Here is a 20,042-nt window from a genome sequence, read left to right on the forward strand (position 1 = left end):
CCTTCCAGAGTGCCACATTTAAGGCTGATCAGGTACCTGCATCTCACGCATATAGCTAATAGCGTCTTCATCCGCACCAAGCAGCGTGCGGGACAGCTCCGCAACATTCACGACCTCGCGGCTCAGCGGCGCAGGAACCTCATCCGGCCGCTCCCCCGAAGGCTCCGCACGCCGGGTCACCGTCAAGTGTGCCTGCGGGTCCATCTGCGCCCACGGCACCAGCACGAAAGCACGCTCCTGCGCCCGCGGATGCGGCAAAGTCAGCACCGGATCCTCAGAGATCACGCCGTCATAGTCAATCACGTCAATATCGAGGGTGCGCGGGCCCCAACGCACCAGGCGCTCACGGTGATGCGCCGCCTCCACCGCATTACACAGCTTCAGCAGCTCGTAGGCGCCCAGGTCAGTGGCCACCTCAATGACCGCGTTCACGAAATCCGGCTGACCCACCGGCCCACCCACCGGGGCGGTACGGTACAGCCCGGAGGCGCGCACCAGCTGCACGCCGCCCGCCACCAGGTCGGCGACGGCACGCTCCAGGGTGTCTTCGCTTTCGCCCAGATTCGAGCCCAACGCCAGCACCGCGCGGTGTTTCAGGGTGTTGGGCTTCTGCGTATCGGTTATCTGGGTGCCAGCCACTAGCGGCCGCCCTCCACGACACGCTCCGCGGCACGCTCACGGAACACGCTCACCGCAACGTTACCGAACGGCAGCTCAATCGGCGCCTGCGGCTTCGATACGGTAATCTCCACCGCCTCCACAAGCTCAAACATCGCAAGGATACCCTCGGCAATGTTCACCGCGAGGGTCTCAATCAGGTCCAGCGAACCGTTCGTCACGTGGCGGTGAATCAGGTCAACCACGAGCGCGTAGTTCGTGGTCTTCGTCAGGTCATCCGTGGCGGCTGCGGCGGAAAAATCGCTGTACAGGGTCGCGTCCACGACGAAGGGCTGACCGTCGCGCTTCTCAAAGTCGAGCACGCCGTGGTAGCCCTTGGCGGTAATGCCGGTGAGGGTGATGCGGTCGTGGCGGGCGTAATCTGCCTGGGTCATTGGGGGGTCTCCTAGATGGTATTCGGGTAGTCGGCGGTCGCGGGGTGGTGGTTCTAGCTGGCAGAGCCTTAGCTTACGGAGCGCAACGCGGAGGCGACCGTCACCGCATCCACGCTGGCGGGCACGTCGTGCACGCGCACCGCCCACACGCCGCGCGCCGCCACCAGGGCGGTCACCGCCGCAGAGGCTGCCGCACGATGCTGAGCCGGGCGCGGCTCCGACAGCGACTGCCACAGTTCGCGTTCAGCCTCACCCGCATCGGTTGCGGTGAAACCGCTCGCGTTCAGGCGCTCGGCCAGCGCCATATCCGCCGCAGTCAGGGCGTTGGCGATAAAACGCTTGCGGGAACCGGCAATGAGCAGGCGGTGCCCCAGACCCTGTAGCTCGTCAATGGCGGCGAGCAGCTCCCAATCCTGCATGCCGCCCTTCGCGAAGCCCAGACCCGGGTCAAGAATCAGGTTCTGCGGCAGCACACCGGCGGCGAGGAAACGCTCGCGCAGGCCGGTCAGCTCCTCCACAACCTCGGTGACCACGCCGCGCGGGTACTCCGCCAGGCTGTCCATGGTCTGGGAGGTGCCGCGGGCGTGCATGAGGATGTACGGCACCTGCAGTTCAGCGGCGGTTTCGATCATTTCATCGCTCACGTTCAGACCGGACACATCGTTGATGATGTGCGCACCGGCGGCGATGGCGGCGCGGGCGGTCTGCGGGTTCATGGTGTCAACGCTGATGGTGGTGCCCATCTGCGCGACTGCCTCGATGACGGGCAGGATGCGGCGCTGCTCCTCCTCCACGCTGATGCGCACGGCACCGGCGGGGCGGGTGGACTCACCGCCAATGTCGATAATGGAGGCGCCCTCGGCAATCATGCGGGCGGCGCGGGCGATGGCGTCGGTGGCGGCGTAGTGCTGGCCGCCATCGCTGAAGGAGTCGGGGGTGACGTTGAGGATACCCATCACGAGGGTGCGTTCGGCGGCGAGCACGTCGCAGGGCAGGGGGGCTACACGGGTGGTGTGTGTGGATTCAGTCATAAATTTATCGTACCGAATCTGTGGTGCTCCCATGTTTGCCGCTGTGATTGGAAGGGGGATTGAGGCGGGGGTTGGGACAGCGACGGGACGATTTTGGGGACACAACATGCAATATTTGCATTACAGATACTTATTTAAGGGTATGCTGGGAGGGCACGCATACCGTGCCGGGCGCATTCCCGGTCGGCGGCGCGCACCCACACATACATACTCTAGGAAGTGACTCATTGTGAATATGAAGACTGGAGCTTGGATCCTCTCCCTGGTAGCTCTTGCCGCGCTGGTGACTATTGTGCTCGCTGAAGGTGTTCCTGCCGTGCGCTGGATTGCTTTCGGCACCGCGACCGGTTGCGGTTTCATTGCCGTGGGCTTGATCGTGACTCTTGCCCTGGGTTGGGATAATCCGAGCGAGGCGAAGGGTAGCTTGAAGCGTTAGCGGCGGGGCTCTTCTAGCTTCTGCGGTGCGGCATGATCGGCGCCGCCACGGCCGCGGAAGGTACCGGCTCAGAACACATTCTCAGAGCACTTTGGCGATGCGAAAAGGGGCGGAGGCTTTCACCTCCGCCCCTTTCAGCGTGTCCATAAGCTGTGAAGATTTTAGCTCCACAAACGGGTTTCTTCCCAACCTTGCGGTATGCCCATAGCCCGCGATACATCAACCCCAGGAACGGAAATATTAGGCCGTTCCTTCAGGATCTGAGTCAGAGATTCCGTATCCCCGATTCCGCCCTGGTCCATCAGATATTTGAGGAGGGTGAGCATGCCGAAGGTCTTACACATCTTATGGTTCTCTTCAGCCTGCGGCACACCAAATAGGTCAACAACCTCACGGATTTCAGGGCTCTCAACTCTTCCACCTCTCAACACACGCGGCAGGCGAGGCTCTGGGTGCAGCTTATTGTAGAACCTACTTTGATGCGCACAAATATTGCGCATTACCCGCAGCGAGTTAATCCAAGTTTCCAACTGAGGGTCAGTACACCCTAAGGCTTTCGCGATATCTCGTCGAATATTTGGCGGAGAGACCAAATACAGATTCTGTAGAGCCCCCAAATCTAGAACTTCCACCACAACCCACACGGGCAACTTCCCGCCGTATTGTTCACGGTGATGCTTCACGAATTCTTCTTCAGAAGTACGAATAAGCTGTTCGCTTTTTCTCGTAAATCTGCTCCACGCAGTGCGCCTTTTACTGCCTTGAAGGTCGCACCGGGTTTCATCCTCGTATATGAGTGGATCCACTTCCCCCAGTAAATTCCCTAGGCGGGACCGCAAATACACCTCAAACTGCGAGAAGTACGAAAACGCAATAGACCGAAGATTACGGTCATATTCATACAGGGCCACAATATCTTCAAAGACCGTTCCGGGCACGAAAGTATCCAAGCGCTGCCCGCTTCCCGACGACCGCCGAAACGAATAATAGTAACCACTCAGACGGTAGTAACTAACACGCTCGAGGACATAAACAGCACGTTCTTGCGAACCTACGAGCATCCCCCGCTCTTGCAAGATACCAACCTGCTGTTCATATGATTTAAATGGTTTTACGCTTGAAAACATGTATTATCCATCGCTTGATATCGTTTCATCATTGTAACTCTTTAATAATATCAACATAAGGATATTAAGGGTATAACTACATGCCCTGTAAGCCATCTGCTTTGCTAAGGCAATCATTTAAAAACGATGACCGGTTCTGGACCCATGAGGGGAGGAACCGGTCGCGGTTATTTTCGTTTCAGATGAGACGAGGAACAGCCATGCTTGCACTAACAACGGTACGTAAAGAACGCGATACGTAGCGTTGTTAAAAAAGAAGACCGGTCCTGTACTCCCGAAGGAGTGGTGCCGGTACTAGTGGTACTACTCTACAGCTGATGATGCTCTTCACGCAAGGGCTCTCGTCATACAGCCCAACACATGCGACCACACAACGCAGGGGCAGGATTCCTTAGAATCCTGCCCCTGTCGTATAGCTATGAGATCATCCCGAACGCTTAGCGCTGCGAGAAGATCAGGCTCATCGCCTCCGCACGGGTTGCGCCGTTCATCAGCGCACCGCGCACCGCGCTAGTCACGGTCTTCGCGCCCGGCTTACGCACACCGCGCATCGACATGCACATGTGCTCAGCCTCAATCACCACAATCGCGCCGCGCGGGTTCAAGTGCTCCTCCAGAGCCTCCACCACCTGCGTGGTCAGACGCTCCTGCACCTGCGGGCGGCGAGCGTACAGATCCACCACGCGGGCGAGCTTGCTCAGACCGGTCACCTTACCGTCCGGGCCCGGAATGTAACCCACATGCGCCACACCGTGGAACGGCACCAGGTGGTGCTCACAGGTCGAGTAGAACGGAATGTCCTTCACCAGCACCATCTCAGAGTGGGCGATGTCGAAGGTCGTACCCAGAATCTCGCCAGCGTCCTGGTGCAGGCCCGAGAAGAACTCCGCGTAGGCGCGCGCCACACGTGCAGGGGTCTGCTGCAGACCGTCACGGTCCGGGTCCTCACCAATCGCGAGCAGAATCTCGCGGACGGCAGCCTCAATACGCGGCTGGTCAACGGCGTTCTTAACCTCGCTCATTCTCTGCTCCATTCTGGTTCGGGGTGCCGTTCTCCGGGCGCTGCGCCGGAGGGGCGGGGTAGTTCGGGTACTGCTGGGTGGGCATTGCGACGGTCGGGTCGGCGTCCGGGTCGCTGAGGGGCACCTGAGGCGGCAACGGCTGCGTAGGTGCTACCGGGGCCTGCTGCGCGGGTGCAGCCGGTGCTACCGGAACAGTCGGCGCCTCGGCAGGTGCTTCCTCAGACTTTTCGGCTTCCTTCGCCAGCTCGCTCGGTGCCTTCACCGGCGGGATGTCGGTACGCTCGCGGGTCGGCTTGGAGTACCAGTGCTCACGCTCGGGGCGCTTGCGAACATCCTTGAAGATTTCGGCAATCTCGTTCTCGAGCAGGGTTTCCTTCTCGAGCAGGGCGAACGCCAGGCGGTCCAGAATATCGCGGTTTTCCAGCAGAATCTGGAATGCCTCATCGTGTGCCTGCTCCAGCAGGGCTCGGATCTCAGCGTCGACCTTCGCCGCGGTTGCGTCGGAGTAGTTGCGTGCCGAAGCGCCGCCACCACCGAGGAACGGTTCGGTGTCTTCGCCGCCGAGCTTCACGGAACCGATCACGGCGCTCATGCCGTAGTCGGTGACCATCTTGCGGGCGGTGTCGGTTGCCTTCTGAATATCGTTAGAGGCACCGGTCGAGGGATCGTGGAAGACGATTTCCTCAGCCGCACGGCCACCCATCGCGTACGCCATCTGGTCGAGCAGTTCGTGGCGGGTCGTGGAGTACTTGTCGTCCTGCGGCATGACCATGGTGTAACCCAGGGCGCGACCGCGCGGAAGAATCGTAATCTTGGTGACCGGCGCGGAGTTACGCAGTGCCGCCGCGACCAGGGCGTGACCGCCCTCGTGGTATGCGGTGACCTTACGCTCGTGCTCGTTCATGATGCGCGAGGAACGCTGCGGACCAGCCATGACGCGGTCAATCGCCTCGTCGATAGCGCGGTCGTCAATCACGTTGCCGTTATCGCGGGCGGTCAGCAGAGCCGCCTCATTCATGACGTTCGCCAGGTCAGCACCGGTGAAGCCGGGGGTGCGCTTAGCCACCTGTGCCAGGTCCACGGTGTTAGCAATCGGCTTGCCTGCGGCGTGCACGCGCAGGATGTGTTCGCGGCCCTGCATGTCGGGGGCGTCCACACCAATCTGACGGTCAAAACGGCCGGGACGCAGCAGTGCCGGGTCCAGAACGTCGGGTCGGTTCGTTGCCGCAATGACGATGACGTTCGAGTTGCCGTCGAAGCCGTCCATCTCAACCAGCAACTGGTTCAGGGTCTGCTCACGCTCATCATTACCGCCGCCCATGCCGACGCCGCGGCGGCGGCCAACAGCGTCAATCTCGTCGACGAAGACGATGGCGGCGGGGTCGCTCTTCGCTTCCTTGAACAGGTCGCGCACGCGGGAGGCGCCCACACCCACGAACATTTCAACGAAGTCAGAGCCAGAAATCGAGTAGAACGGCACGCCAGCCTCGCCCGCCACAGCCTTGGCGAGCAGGGTCTTACCGGTGCCGGGAGGGCCGTACAGCAGAACACCCTTGGGGATCTTTGCACCCAGGCGGGTGAACTTTTCGGGTTCAGCCAGGAACTCGCGGACTTCTTCCAGTTCGGCGAGCGCCTCGTCCACGCCGGCGACGTCGCTGAAGCGAACCTCCGGCTTGTCCTTGGTGAACTTCTTCGCGCGGGACTTGGAGAAGCTCATGACGGAGGAGCCGCCTCCGACTCGTCCCATCAGGAACCAGAAGAGCACACCAAAGAGCAGAATCGGCAGCAGCAGGGACACCAGGGAGCCCAGGAAGCTGTGCTCAACCGGCTGGTCCGTGTAGCTTTCCAGCTCGGCGGATTCCATTGCCTTAGCAACTTCGTCGCCGCGGGGCTGCACGTAGTAGAAGCGCACCGACTTACCGTAGTTGTCGTTGCCCTTCTTGTAGTCGTCCTTAAGCTGCAGCTCGACGCGCTGGTCGCCGTCGTAAATCTTTGCGCTCTTGACCTGGTGGTCGTTGAGCAGCTGAAGACCGACGTTGGTGTCCACCTGACGCGAGGGCTGAGTGAAGAAGGAGGCCATGAGGAAACCCAGCATGACTACGATAGCTGCGCCCGGGAAGAACCAGGAGCTATGAATCAGCTTCTTCAGGAAGGCCTCCGAGCCTTTCTGCGGAGTATTGGGGTTTTGCGCCAATGCTTTGTCCTTACGTTGCGGCTGTAACCCGTTGGGGTGCGGCATGCCTGCCGGAACACCCAACGGTGCAACCTTAAATGTACCCTACCCCGGCGGGCGGCTAGGTACCGGGCTTCTCTATTTCACCTGCGGGCTAAAGGGTTGTAGCACTCGGCGGGGGTGAAAGTGCATCTTCTGCGGCGGGTACATCCGCCCCCGAGTACATTCGCCGCCGGGTACAGCAACGCCCCGCTCCCCCACAAGCGTGAGGAGGCGGGGCGTCACCACCTTACAGCATGGTTGCTGAGGTGAAGGCTTAGGAGTAAACGTGCGGGTGCAGGGTTGCGACGCAGTCCAGGTTGCGGTACTTCTCAGCGAAGTCCAGGCCGTAACCAACAACGAACTCAGGCTCAATGTCCCAGCCGACGTACTTGACCTCAACGTCAGCCTTGACGACCTTGGGCTTGCGCAGTAAGGTGCAAATCTCAACGGAAGCTGCGCCGCGAGAAATCAGGTTCTGCTGCAGCCATGCCAGGGTCAGGCCGGAGTCGATGATGTCTTCAACGATCAGGACGTTGCGGCCTACCAGGTCGGTGTCCAGGTCCTTGAGGATACGCACAACGCCGGAGGACTTGGTGCCGGAACCGTAAGAAGAAACAGCCATCCAGTCCATGGTGTAGTGGCCCTTGAGAGCGCGGGAAAGGTCAGCCATGATCATGATGGCGCCCTTGAGAACACCCACCAACAGCACGTCCTTACCGGCGTAGTCTTCGTCGATGCGCGCCGCCAGTTCGGCGACCTTCGCGTTAATCTCTTCCTTGCTGAAGAGAACGTTCTTAATATCGTCCTGCACGTCGATAGCCTGCACGATGTATTCCTTCGTATTCTTTTAGACGCTCTGCGCCTCCGCCGGGGCCCCGGGTGCGGGGTTTCATGCCTTCCCACAGCGGACAATGTGGATGGTGTTCGCCTTAAGTATGGCTTAAAACGGCGCCGCGGCGCACCTCACCACGCAGATAGTGTGTGCTGAGGGCGCTCCACGGGCATCTAGCTGGGCACCTAGTTAGGGTCGAGTTGGCACTAATACGAGCACGTCCAGGCGTTCACCGGTTGCCGGATGCACAATTTTGCGGCGGCGGTACGCGCTCACGTGACCGGGCATCTGAACGGGCCCAGCTACCGCGTATTCGGCGGTGAAAGAGTCCAGCGCCTGCAGTCGCTCGAAGCCCGGATTCTCTCCCCCGGCGGTCTTGCAGGCGGTCGCAAGCACACGCAATCGAAGCGCCGGGTGCAGCGCCGCCACCTGCGCACGGTCCAGCAGCACGGCGTCTTCACGTTCGATGCCGCGCACGGCGGTTCCGGCGGGTAGGAGCGCCTGCTCGTAGGCTACCTGTGCCTGTTCGTCGAGGTATTCGGCGTCGGGGCCAGCTACGGAGGCGGTGCGCGCCAGGGAGCGGGCGACGTCCCCGCCGAGGTGCTCCTCAAGGTAGGGCAGCACGCTGTGGCGGATGCGGGCACGCATGAGGGTTTCGTCGGTGTTGGTCGGGTCGATCCAGGGGGTGAGGGTTTCGGCGTCGCAGATGTCGAGCATGTCGGTGCGGCGCAGACCGAGGAAAGGGCGCAGGTAGGTGACGCCTCCTTCGACGCGCACGGGAGGCATGCCCGCCAGGGAGCGCGTGCCGGAGCCGCGGCTTAGGCCGAGCAGCACGGTTTCTGCCTGGTCGTCGAGGGTGTGGCCGAGTAGTACGGCGCGGGCGCCGGTGGCTTCAACGGCTTTCGTGAAGGCGGTGTAGCGGGCGGTGCGTGCCGCCATTTCGGGGCCCATGTTGCCGACGGGAACCTGCACTTTTTCGGTGATGACGGGGTGAAGCCCCAGGTCGGTGAGGGTCTGCGCGGTCTGCGCGGCGACTGCGGCGGAGTCTTCTTGCAGGCCGTGGTCGACGATGATGGCACCTACGCGCACATCGCCTCGGCGAGCGAAGTGCGCGGCGATGGCTGCCAGCGCGAGGGAGTCGGGGCCGCCGCTGCAGGCAACCAGGAGCAGGGGCAGGTCGGCGGCGTCCGCGGTGGAGGCGGTGCGGGAGCGTCCGGTGGCTTTGATGCTTCCGGCGCCGAGGAGCTTTTCGAGGGCGGCGGCGAGGTGGCGGCGGGCAGTGCCGACGGCGGGGTGCAGGCGTCCTGCGCGTCCATTCTGCATGGTGGTTCCTTTATATAGGCGTGCGGGAGGGGTTAGGTGAGGGGGTTGGCAATAGTCAGCTCGATGCCGAGCTCTTGGGCGACCTTGAGGACCGCACCAATTGACGGGCCGGGTAGCCCACGCTCAATATCGCGGATCGTTTTATCGCTGAGCCCAACCATCCACGCCAACTCCATTTGGGTGATTTTTTCGTACTTGCGGACGGCACGAACCTGGGCACCAAATTCCTGCGCGAACTCCGTTGCGTCGAATGCCATGGGGTTTCCTCCTCACCGCTACAGAACCTCAGGTTATACGAACTATTCTTCGTAATATGCCCATATTAGCACCTTTGGAGGTACCCTGAGGCTGTTTTCCGAAGAATAGTTCGGTTATACATGCCCTTCCAGCACCCCAAACACAGCCAAGGAGCACAACAAAAGGGGGCGTGCCCACCGCCTCCAGCACGCACGAAAACTCGCACAAACCAGACGCAGGGAACACGCCCCCCTACAAAACCGGGTGCACCTAACGGTGCGGCAGCTTAGTGACCCTCAGCTGCGAAACGGTCGATAGCCTCCTGGACCATCTTCTCAGCAGCAGCCAGATCTTCCCAGCCCTCGCCCTTAACCCACTTGCCGGGCTCCAGGTCCTTGTAACGCTCGAAGAAGTGCTGAATCTCAGCCTTCAGCTGCTCGGGAACATCAGCCAGGGACTTGATGTGGTCGTAACGCTTGTCGGTGGGAACGCACAGAACCTTAGCGTCGCCGCCAGCCTCATCGGTCATGTTGAACACTGCGACCGGGCGGGACTCAACCAGCACGCCGGGAACAACGTCAACGTCCAGGATCAGCATTGCGTCCAGCGGGTCGCCGTCCTCACCGAGGGTGTTCTCGAAGTAGCCGTAAGCGGTGGGGTACTGCATGGAGGTGAACAGCACACGGTCCAGGCGCAGGCGGCCGGTCTCGTGGTCCACTTCGTACTTCACGCGGGAGCCGCGGGGAATTTCAATAGTGACGTCGAGTTCCATCGGAACCTTCTTTCTCGTGAGTTAGAGTCACTTTCGCGGCGACTTCGGCGCGCAAGGTGCGAAAGTTAGGTGTTGAACTCACCCATTGTAACCTGTTCACGCACACCGAAACCGCGTATTTGGCGCCAAAACCAGCGTAATTTACCACGGTCACACCACAGGTAAGGGACACGATAAGAACAACGAGTATAGAGCCTGGCTGGTAGAAAAACCTGGTTCAACGGAATCTATCTGAGCGGTTATTCCGTGCCTAGAAGTCCGTATTTTGGCGGGCAGAGAAAAAACCCACACATTATGTGTGGGTTTATGCTATAATATGCCTAGTTTACCTAGGTTGGCAGCTAGGTAACTCGAATATACCACAATACGACACCGCCGAGAAAGCCTCGGCACTAGCAGAAAGGAGTAGAAACCTTCAGGAGATTTCACCTTCTCACCACGTGAGAGGTGAACCTATAGCCCCGATGATACGCGTCGCGAAATTTTTCTAGGACATCCGACACGGTCTTCGAGCTTGCTACAGGAGCTATATCTCCTACACGTGAACCTTGGGGGTTTTATTAACCCCCCTGGGCAACCCGACCTTACAGCAGGTCACCGCTCGCATTTATAGTATAAACCGGTATTCCACAGATTTACAAGCGAATGTAACACTATTTTTACGTCCGTGGCACTGAAATCTGTTGGAATCGCCAAAAGCGGTGCCACCTGGATCTGCCCCTTAGAAAGACATCCAGGGAAGCTGACAGGTCATATGTAATAAATGAAAACGGGGTGCCTCCACTAAATACAACAGGAGCCCCCCTTAAGAGAAAGGAAAACGCTTGTTTTCCCACCCCCGACATATGTCGACAGCAGCTCCCCCGCCCGCAGACCTCAAGAAGAGCGACATACATACGCTAGAGGTAGGACCGGGCACTAAACATGAAACGGTCTTCCGAGCGCACAGTCATCATTTGCGGATAGGAATTAAAATGGCAATCACATGCCATCATTTTCCGCACAAGATCACCCTGCCGGATGCAGACACCCCTCTGGATCAGTATCCGCTGGTGCTTGCTGGGCCTGATACTGATACTCCGGTGGTCTACAGGGTGCACGACACCTATGACTCTGACGGTTGTTCGCCGCGTAGTCCTCTGTTTTACTCTTCTGCGTGGAAGCCTGGGACTGGTGGACGCTTTAATTTGCCGGGTTTTGAGGGTCTGGGTACATGTAACACGGGCAGGTCGCTTCTGGCGGCTATACGGGAAGCGCTTGGTACCGAACTTTTCCAGTGGATGGCCGTGGGTGTAATCCCTCGCTCCCGCTTGGAGGGTAAGTCTGCATCTAGGCTTCGCCTGAAGCGCCAGATAGTGCTGGTGGATGCGCGTGTCAACGGACCTGGGTATTGCGCTGATTGTGTGAGCGACACGCGTCATAAGGGTACAAAATATGCCCTCACTCAGCCGTGGGCGCATGGTGTCTATAAGCTGGGCGCGGGCGGGAATATCAGCAACTCGAGCCTGGGGGAAACAGAAAATGTGTACATTTACGGTCCTGCAGGTATCTATGAGGAAGACCTAGAGATCGAGGAGACTGTGAGCTTGGTTGAGGCGTATCGTGAGTGCCTAGCTCAAGGCGCAAACCTGCCCAGAATCATCGATGACAATGTGGACGATTTTGGTGATGCACTCCACGATAGTCTACCTCCGGCTTAAAGTAGCGCCTCCAAGGCTTACTTACCCCTCTCGCCCAATCCCCTTGATACCTAGGAGATAGAGCGAGAGGGGGCAGCCCCCCCTGCAGATAGCACAACAAACAAATAGACCCTTACTTTACACTTAGGCTTTACAATGTGTACTGTGAGAGTAGAGCCCCCCAGTGCGGAACCCAGCCCACACCAGGATGGTCGCCGCACCGGACGGGGCTCCCATTACTGAAAGGGGAAAATCTTGCCATGGAAAAAAATGAATTCCTGAATCGCACCCTCGGACCAGCTCAGGAGCTGATTGAATCACTCATCGCTGACGGGACCATCGACATGACCGAAAGCCAAGCCCACAATCTATCCTCCGCCATCAAACTAGCCATCCAGCAGCATGTGAAAACACATCAGGAGTCCAAGAATCTCCTATCCACCATCGGAGACCTCTACACCACAGCAGCAGTCTGCAAGTACCTCGGGAACATCACCCGACAAGCACTCAACGACCGCATCAACAAAAAAACCATCCTTCGACTGAAGGACGGCAAGGGACGAAACGGCTACCCAGGATTCCAGTTCGCCAACGGTGCAGTTGACCCATCCGTCCAAAAGATTATTCAAACGCTCCTCAATGGAGGCTTTGATGAGTGGCACACTGCCCTCTGGATCACCAACCCCTCACTGATGTACGACGGCCTCTCAGCCCTGGAGTATATGAAGAAATCCGAAGAGCACTTCGAAGAGGTCCTTGACCACGCGCTCGCTGACGTGAACACCAGCAACGATTACCGATAAACCATAAATCATATATAAGAAGACATATATTTATTATTCTGAATGAAATAACCCTATTACCTATACCAAAGATATAGAAGCGGGGGCTGCCAGACCACTCATACCAGTGATCTAGCAGCCCCCGCCTCTTCGTCCTCTCACGTATCCTGCCTTTCTTAGCGCTCGCCGGGGCTATCGGAGGTAAACCCATTTCCACTTCTCCATATAGTCAGCACAGGCTAATTCCATATTGGCAAGTAGCTAAAACAGCGTTAGAACAGCCGATTGAAGTACCGGCAAAGGTGCTCCCTCCAGACCTCATGGCGCACATTAGCAGCCTGACAATACCTAGATGGCGGCATTACTCCAACACATCAGAAGTCATTGAAGGGCAATTATAAGAGCTGGCATAACCAAGAATCTTGTTACATGGGAAAACTGCAGACTCTTCATGGAGTTTTGGGTCATAGTTGTGGAGTCAAAGCACTACCTCCCGAAAGCGTATTTACCTCAAACTGCCGTTAACATTCCGCCTAGTCCCACGCCCGCCAGCGCACCCCGCCGCCACACCCGGCCGCCGTACCGGGCAGCCCAGATAGGGTTCGTGAGGGGCAGCAGGAACGCGGATGAGCATCCCAGCACCGGCGCGTAAATTCGATAGGTACCCCATCCGCCCGCTATGCTCAAAAGATGCCTTCCAACAAGCACAACACCCAGACCACCACCCTCACCCGCCGCGCCGCCCTCACCCTCGGCGGCATGTTCCTCCTCACCGCCTGCGGATCCGCCGCAACCGAACAGAAACGCCCCGAAGGTTCCGCAAGCCCCACCGGCAGCGCAACCGGTAGCCCCACCGGCACCGCCGAGGCGACCGCCTCCGCAACCCCGAGCGCCACCCCGACCCTCGCACCCGCACTACCTGAAGCGGAACAGGAGCAACTACGTGCCGCCCTCACCGCGCTCTTCGCGGACGGCACCTACCCGCAGTACAGCCTGCTCGTCACCGGCATGGACGGCAACCTGCCCAGCATCAAGGCAACCACCGCACCCGCCGACCTGTACGCCGCCAACGCCGACACCGCGCGCGTGCCCGCCTCCACTTTTAAGGTGCTGACCCTGTTCGCGCTCAACCGCTACGCAAACCTACAGGCACGCCTGCGCACCCGCGTAACCCGCGACGCCGCCGGACTGTACCTCATGGCGGGCGGCGACACCCTGCTCGGTGCGGGCGCCTCCAACCCAAAGCAGATCGTCGGACGCGCAGGCCTCACCACCCTCGCCGAGCTGACCGTGAAGGCGCTGAACGAGGGCGAGAAGCCGACCGCGGCACTGCCCGTCTACCTTGACGGCACCTTCTTCACCGGCCCCGGCGTGAACCCCGGCTGGGATGACGCGGACGTGGCGTCCGGCCAGATCACGCCCATTCACCCGATTGCGCTCGAATCGCACACGGTGCCGGGCAAGTCCACCGCAAGCAACCCGGTACGCCCGGACGATGCGGCGGTTGCCGCCCAGCAGGCGTTCGTGGATGCGCTCAACACCGCCGGCAAGGAGTCCGGCATGAGCTTCACCCTCGCGGAGCGTCGCACCGCCCCCGCGGAGGCAGTCGAAATCGCCGCGGTCGAATCGGCAACCCTGCTGGAGCAGGCACAACACATGATGCTCGAATCCGACAACGCCCTCGCCGAGGTGCTCGGCCGTTGCGCCGCCATCGCCGCAGGTAAGGAAGGCAGCGGCGAAGCGGCACAGCAGACCGTGCGCCAGGCACTCGTGGATGCCGGCGTGAACATTGAAAACCTGGTGCAGGCTGACGTGTGCGGCATGTCCTTGACGGACCGCGTGACCGCCCGAACCCTCGTGCAGGTTGTGGCTCTGCTGAATGTTGATGAGCATGCGGAGCAGCTGATGAGCACGTTCCCGGTCGCGGGCGTGAGCGGCACCCTGTCCGGTCGTTTTGGTGCGGCGAACGCCGTGCACGCACGCACTTTTGTGCAGGCGAAGACCGGCACCTTGTACACGGTGTCTTCGCTGTGCGGTGTGGCGACCCGACCCGACGGCACCCACCTGATTTTCGCGATTATTTTGAACGATCTGGGCGGTGCGGATGCACTACCCGCCGCGAAGGAACGCGTGGACGCGGCGGCGGCGGCGATTGCGAACCGTTCGACCGCGCCGAGTGCTTCTGCCAGTCCCTCTGCGGTAGCGGCGAGCGCTTCGGCGGCAGTTTCTACCGCGGCTGCGGCGGGTACAGCCTCCTAGCGTGTGTGCCCAAATAGCCCCAAAAGCCTCATAAATCATCCCGTGCAGGTTGATTTTCTGTAATGTTTCACGTGAAACCCGAAAATCAACCTCTCGGGGCGAGGGGGCACGGGGTGCCGCCAGACTCCTCAACCGGGGCTCGCGCCCGCTCACCCGACAGGGTTTCACACCCGCCTTGTTTCTCTCTCCTCCAGCAGAAAAGTCACCATGGACCTTACCTTCACCCTCGCTGATCTGACCGCTACCTCCGCCTGCGAACTGCGGCTCTACACCGAGCTTCGGGAGCGTGCGCAGAAGCAGACTGCACGCCCGGCTGAGCTTGAGCGCGCCCGCGAGGCATACCGCGAGTGCCTGCGAGTGCTAACCAAGGGCGGAGTGGTCGGCGGTGAGCATGCGGGCGGCACAGCACACCCCTTGCTCCTGGTGGCGACCTCCGCGGCGGGGCTGACCTACACGGTGGAGCTCGACCGCCTCGACTGCTCGGTTGTGGACAGCACCGCCGAGAGCAATACCGCCCAGATTGTCTGCACCCCGCACCTGGGTGAGGCGGCGCATCGGGCGCTGTTGCGCGGTGCCCTGGCGGCGCACCTGCTGACCGCTAGTGCAACCGAGAGCGCCGAGAATACCGCGCGCCTCGACCTTCACCTAGAGCACGGCGTGGATGAGTACGGCGCAAATGAGTACAGCGCGGGGTCCGAATCGGGGCCCACCGAGCACGCTGAGCACCACTCCCCCGTTCCTCAACCTCACAGGGTTGATTCGGCGCGTATTCTGCCGCTGATTCGCCTGCAGGAGCAGCGCCTCCTGATGCTCACCGAGGCACTGAACGAGGGTGTAGAACCGGCGGAACTTGCCGAGCGCATCCCGTATTTTCTGACTTGCAACGAGTGCCCGGCGTGCCTGAATGCGGCGGCATCTCTTGCCCTCGCGACCGAAGCCCCGGAGCTCGTCACCGAAGACACTGCCGAAGATACCGCCGAGAATCCCGAAACTGAGGAGCACCCGGTCATGTACCGCGTGCCCGCCGCGGTGGAGAATGACAGCGAACAGTACCGTCTGCAGTGCCTGTTGGACGCGCAGCTCGCCTCCCTGGAGGAGCACGCGGCAGAGCACGGCTGGGGTGCCGGTGAGCTTGAGGCGGCGATGCTGCTATCCATGACGAACTACCACCGCCGCGAGCGTGCCCCGTTCTGGCGTGAGCACATTCGCCGCCTCGAGGACGGCCCGACGGCGTGGGTGGCGAGCCGCGATTATGCGTACCTTGATCGGGTGCAGGTGCTCACCACCGAGCAGGCGCAGGCTCTTCTGAACGCCCCCGCCGATTTGGAGGCGCTTGCCGCCGCCATGAAGGAGCCCACCGAGGTGCCGGACGCCCCCGGCTGGTATCGTGTGCGTGGCGCGCAGGTGCGCCTGTTGCGTGCGCGAATTGAGGCTGACCCGAGCCTGGTGATTGCGCCCTCTGACCGTGCGGTGTTTTGTGCGTATGAGGCGGGGTTGAGCCCGCAGATTGCGCTGGACCGTATGGAGTCGCAGGTGAATTATTTCCGTGCGTCGAATCCGGGTGAGCGTGTGCCTGCCGAGTTGACGGCGACGGGTTTCTTTGGCTTGCGTGTGCTGGCTGTGACGCAGGGCGGTTTCGGTGCCGGTTCCGAGGATTCTGCGGACCCCGAAAAGGCTGCCGAAGAGTCGGCTGGCGAAGAGTCGGCTGGCGAGTTCCTGGAGGTGCTTCTGCAGGAGCGCATCCGCGTGAAGGATGAGCCGCACGGTGCCCTGCCTTCGGGTATTGGTCCTGGCGATCCGGTGTCTACGGCGACGATTGAGGCGGCTCTGCAGGCTGATGTGCACGGGCTGCTGTTCAACGGCACCCTCATGCCGAGCGACCCCGTGCTTAATGGCCCCGTGCCCGGCGAGGATTCCAAGCCCTCCAATACCCCCTCCTCCCCCAGCATCCTGCCGAGCGTGCTCGATGCGGCGGCTTCGCTGACGGGGGTGGAGAGTGCCTCCACGGATTTGTTGTTCCGCCGCGCGCCGCGCCTGAAGAAGGGCGCCTCGAACGCCAAGAATGCAGAAAATCTACCCCTTGAGGTTGATTTTTCCGCCTCTGACCTGCCCACGGTGGATGCCGTGCACGCGGCGGTTCGCGCTCTCGACCATTCCTATGTGGCGGTTCAGGGCCCTCCCGGTGCGGGTAAGACCTTCCTCGCCTCGCATGTGATTGCGCGTCTGGTGGCTGAGGGTGCGAAGGTGGGCGTGGTCGCTCAGTCGCATGCGGTGATTGAGAATCTCATGCTGGCGTGCTGTGCCCGTGATGGTTTTGATGCCTCCCGCGCGGTGCGTCTGCGTGGCAAGTCGGTGACCCCGGACGCCCCGTGGTCTGAAGTGTCTGATTCTGAGCTGGTGGAGCTGATTTCCGGTGAAGGCGGTCTGCTCTTTGGCGGCACGGTATGGGATTACGTGAGTGAGCGTCGCGTGCCCGCCGGGTCGCTGGACGTGCTGGTGGTTGATGAGGCGGGCCAGTTCTCGCTGACGAATACGGTGGCGGCGGCTCGTGCGGCGCGTTCGGTGCTGCTGCTGGGGGACCCGCAGCAGTTGCCGCAGGTGTCGACGGGTGTGCACCCGTACCCGGTGGACGTTTCTGCGCTGGGCTGGTTGTCTGACGGGGCGGCGGCGCTGGATCCTCGTTTTGGCTATTTCTTGGGTGAGTCGTGGCGCATGGATTCGGCGTTGTGCGAGCGGGTTTCGTGGCTGTCCTATGATGGCGCATTGGCGAGCGCGGCGGCGACGGCTGGTCGCGCCCTGCAGGGTGTTGCGCCGGGTGTGGTGTCGTATCCGGTGGAGCATGTGGGCTGTTCGGTGCGTTCTGTGCAGGAGGCGCAGGCGGTGGTGGATTGCGTGCGCGAGTTGTTGGGTCGTGAGTGGGTTCCGGCGGCTGGTGCTGAGCCGCGCCCTCTGGCGGCGGAGGATTGCATTGTGGTGGCGGCGTATAACGCGCAGGTTGATTGTGTGCGTGAGGCGCTGATTGCTACTGGTTTGGCGGATTCTTCGGGTGCTGGTGTGCGTGTGGGCACGGTGGATAAGTTCCAGGGTCAGGAGGCTGCGGTGGTGTTGGTGTCGTTGGCGTCGTCGCGGGTTGATTCTGGGCGCGGTGCCGGGTTTGTGCTGTCGCCGAATCGTTTGAATGTGGCGGTGTCGCGCGGTCAGTGGCAGGCGGTGTTGGTGCATTCGCCATGGGTGGCGCGTTCGGTGCCGCAGGATGTTGAGGAGGTGCTGGCTCTGTCGGGCTTCGCGGGCCTGGTGGAGTAGCGCCCCTAGTGCAGCCCTTATTCTGCGCTCTTCTACACTCCCCCGCCCGCTGCGTTGCGGGGGCGTCTTTGGTGCGCCCGCAACCGGGTTCAATCGGGTTATTTCAGGGTTCGGTTGGGCGGAAGCACCAAGACTGAATTGTAGTCATCCTAACCCTAATGTCAATACTCAAAATGAGGAAAGTTTTTCAACTAGCGTTCATGTATATGATTCACATCTCTTATAGAATCTAAAGTATCGCGCGACACACTTCTTGTGCGGGGGGGGTGGCTCCCGATGAGCCGCCCCGTGCATCCTCAACCACCCCGTGATAACCGGCGGGCCCGTCATGATCGGCGAGCACAGGCGAAAACAGACGAATACAGGCAGGCATAGCCGACTGTCGGGGTATTCACTCATACGATTGCGCGCTACGAATTGCGCACAACGAACTACGCACGACGGATTGCACGCCGCGCGACACCATAAACCCCATCGTGGAGGTCCCCCATGAGTGTCAACACCGAGCTACTCAAGAATAGAGATTTTCGAAATACTCTCTTCGCCATTGGAGCCAACCAGCTCTCAGACTCGATGAGCTATATCACCACGCCCATCATTATTTTGGCGCTGACCGGCTCCCCCGAAGCTGCGAGTATCACCCTCTTCGTCGCGGGTGTTCTCGCCACCTGCGCCGGAGCAATATCTGGAACGTGGGTCGACAGAATCGGCCCCTCAAAGTGCCTGGCACTGTCCTGCATTGGCCAGGCGCTGTCCTGGGTCGCGATTCTTCTCTACCTCGTTTTCAACGTCACCAACATTTACGTTTTGGTGATCACGATTTCTCTCGCCGCTATCATTTCCACCTTTGACTACCCGAGTGAACAGTCCATCATCACCCGTGTAGTCCCCAAGGAACACCTGGGGTACGCCTCCGGTATGGGCGAGACGCGCGAGTCCACCGCTAACCTGCTGGGCGGCCCGGTCGCCGGCATCATTATCGGCTTCTCGACCGTGCTCATGACCGCAGTTCACGCGGTCGTCAACCTGCTGGCATTCATCGTCGCACCCAAGAGCTACGGCGCTAGTCGGCAGCCCGCGGAAGAGGAGGAAGGCGAGAAAACCAGCTTCTGGCAGGACTCAAAAGCCGGTTTCGAGTACATCCTGAAGAACAAGGTGCTGGTGTCCATTGCGTTCGTTTCAACGCTCGCGAACTTTGGAACGGTCGGTATTCCGCTCACCTTCATCTACTACTACACCCTGGAGGGCGCACACCCGCTCTTCATCGGCATCTTTGCGAGCGCCTTCGGCGTGGGCGTGCTGCTCGGCTCGTTCCTGGTCGGCCCGCTGACCGAGAAGTTTGCGCTCGGCCCGCTCGGTATCACCTCCCTGGCCATCATGTCGGCGTGCTACCTGTTGCTGCCGGTGGTTCATTCGATGCTGTGGGCGGTGTGTCTGCTGATTGTGCTGGCGGGTATTGTGCTTCCCTCCTTCAATTCGAGCATCATTGCGTACATCAACGCGTCCACCCCGGAGCACATGATCGGTCGCGTGCACTCGGTGCAGGGCATCCCGAACATGGCGCTGACCCCGCTGGCTGTTCTGCTGGCAGGCTTCCTCATTGTTGATTGGGGTATTACGTACACGGCGCTGTTCTACGCGGTGTTCATTTTCCTGTCGCTGGTGGTGATGGTATTCCAGAAGCCGCTACGTCAGCTGCCGCATATCTCGCAGGTAACGAACGCACAGTAGTTCCGCGGTAGCCCCGTCTATCAACTCCACTCAACGCCCCCGAAAGCGAATAATTCAACGTGCACTTGCATGAAAATTATTTTCCTTTCGGGGGTGTTCTACGTCCTTTCAAGGATTTCTGCACACAGTGCATGCTCACGATAATTCCCCTTATCAATGCGCATTTTTAGGGGTTTAAATGTTGCCGGTATTACGGCGAACCTTACGCCGCTTGTTGAAGGTTTTACGGCATAATAGGAAG

General features: G+C 60.3%; 16 protein-coding genes. 6 read left to right on the forward strand and 10 right to left on the reverse strand.

From position 1 onward, the window contains the following. Positions 1-18: 18 nt before the first annotated feature. From folK to folP, 3 genes are all read right to left on the reverse strand, one after another. Complete coding sequence (folK, locus tag HMPREF2527_RS06800; protein WP_049360003.1) at positions 19-639, reverse strand: 2-amino-4-hydroxy-6-hydroxymethyldihydropteridine diphosphokinase; 621 nt, start codon at positions 637-639, stop codon at positions 19-21. After that, complete coding sequence (gene folB, locus HMPREF2527_RS06805) at positions 639-1,052, reverse strand: dihydroneopterin aldolase (RefSeq protein ID WP_070507308.1); 414 nt, start codon at positions 1,050-1,052, stop codon at positions 639-641. The genes folK and folB overlap by 1 nt, the downstream gene beginning before the upstream one ends. Positions 1,053-1,120: 68 nt before the next feature. Continuing rightward, positions 1,121-2,083 carry a dihydropteroate synthase gene (gene folP / locus HMPREF2527_RS06810; protein WP_070507309.1) on the reverse strand — a complete coding sequence of 321 codons (963 nt, stop codon included), beginning with the start codon at positions 2,081-2,083 and terminating at the stop codon, positions 1,121-1,123. 229 nt (positions 2,084-2,312) lie between these two features. On the opposite strand from folP, the gene HMPREF2527_RS06815 reads away from it, so the two are divergent. Beyond that, a complete protein-coding gene (locus HMPREF2527_RS06815) occupies positions 2,313-2,519 on the forward strand; it encodes a hypothetical protein (protein WP_070507310.1) in 207 nt (68 codons plus the stop codon). Between the two features lie 161 nt (positions 2,520-2,680). Here the strand turns inward: HMPREF2527_RS06815 and HMPREF2527_RS06820 are convergent, their stop codons facing one another. The 7 genes from HMPREF2527_RS06820 to ppa all read right to left on the reverse strand — a co-directional run bounded on the left by HMPREF2527_RS06820 (position 2,681) and on the right by ppa (position 10,047). Further along, positions 2,681-3,646, reverse strand: a complete 966-nt coding sequence (locus tag HMPREF2527_RS06820) for an Abi family protein (RefSeq protein ID WP_070507312.1) — start codon at positions 3,644-3,646, stop codon at positions 2,681-2,683. A 437-nt stretch (positions 3,647-4,083) separates the two neighbouring features. Next, entirely contained in the window at positions 4,084-4,668 is a 585-nt protein-coding gene (folE, locus tag HMPREF2527_RS06825) for a GTP cyclohydrolase I FolE (protein ID WP_049340467.1), read from the reverse strand. Next, positions 4,655-6,862: an ATP-dependent zinc metalloprotease FtsH gene (gene ftsH / locus HMPREF2527_RS06830; RefSeq protein WP_070507315.1), complete on the reverse strand. Its 2,208-nt coding sequence runs from the start codon at positions 6,860-6,862 to the stop codon at positions 4,655-4,657. Before ftsH ends, folE begins: the two co-directional genes overlap by 14 nt. 295 nt (positions 6,863-7,157) lie before the next feature. Continuing rightward, positions 7,158-7,709 (reverse strand): hypoxanthine phosphoribosyltransferase, encoded by a 552-nt coding sequence (hpt, locus tag HMPREF2527_RS06835; protein WP_005504342.1) that lies wholly within the window; start codon positions 7,707-7,709, stop codon positions 7,158-7,160. Between the two features lie 195 nt (positions 7,710-7,904). Next, complete coding sequence (gene tilS, locus HMPREF2527_RS06840; protein WP_070507317.1) at positions 7,905-9,038, reverse strand: tRNA lysidine(34) synthetase TilS; 1,134 nt, start codon at positions 9,036-9,038, stop codon at positions 7,905-7,907. Between the two features lie 32 nt (positions 9,039-9,070). Beyond that, on the reverse strand, positions 9,071-9,295 hold the full coding sequence (locus HMPREF2527_RS06845; protein WP_060824215.1) for a helix-turn-helix domain-containing protein: 225 nt from the start codon (positions 9,293-9,295) through the stop codon (positions 9,071-9,073). Between the two features lie 266 nt (positions 9,296-9,561). After that, entirely contained in the window at positions 9,562-10,047 is a 486-nt protein-coding gene (ppa, locus tag HMPREF2527_RS06850) for an inorganic diphosphatase (RefSeq protein ID WP_005504328.1), read from the reverse strand. Between the two features lie 974 nt (positions 10,048-11,021). On the opposite strand from ppa, the gene HMPREF2527_RS06855 reads away from it, so the two are divergent. From HMPREF2527_RS06855 to HMPREF2527_RS06875, 5 genes are all read left to right on the forward strand, one after another. Continuing rightward, on the forward strand, positions 11,022-11,747 hold the full coding sequence (locus HMPREF2527_RS06855) for a hypothetical protein (protein ID WP_070507320.1): 726 nt from the start codon (positions 11,022-11,024) through the stop codon (positions 11,745-11,747). Between the two features lie 239 nt (positions 11,748-11,986). Then, entirely contained in the window at positions 11,987-12,529 is a 543-nt protein-coding gene (locus HMPREF2527_RS06860; RefSeq protein ID WP_070507321.1) for a hypothetical protein, read from the forward strand. 669 nt (positions 12,530-13,198) lie between these two features. Continuing rightward, a complete protein-coding gene (dacB, locus tag HMPREF2527_RS06865) occupies positions 13,199-14,767 on the forward strand; it encodes a D-alanyl-D-alanine carboxypeptidase/D-alanyl-D-alanine endopeptidase (protein WP_070507322.1) in 1,569 nt (522 codons plus the stop codon). Positions 14,768-14,974: 207 nt separating this feature from the next. Beyond that, entirely contained in the window at positions 14,975-18,070 is a 3,096-nt protein-coding gene (locus HMPREF2527_RS06870; RefSeq protein ID WP_070507323.1) for a DEAD/DEAH box helicase, read from the forward strand. Between the two features lie 489 nt (positions 18,071-18,559). Further along, positions 18,560-19,801: an MFS transporter gene (locus tag HMPREF2527_RS06875; protein WP_049346255.1), complete on the forward strand. Its 1,242-nt coding sequence runs from the start codon at positions 18,560-18,562 to the stop codon at positions 19,799-19,801. The last annotated feature ends 241 nt before the right edge of the window (positions 19,802-20,042 follow it).

Origin of the sequence: Rothia sp. HMSC071B01 (assembly GCF_001808945.1) — a bacterium.
GTDB lineage: Bacteria > Actinomycetota > Actinomycetes > Actinomycetales > Micrococcaceae > Rothia.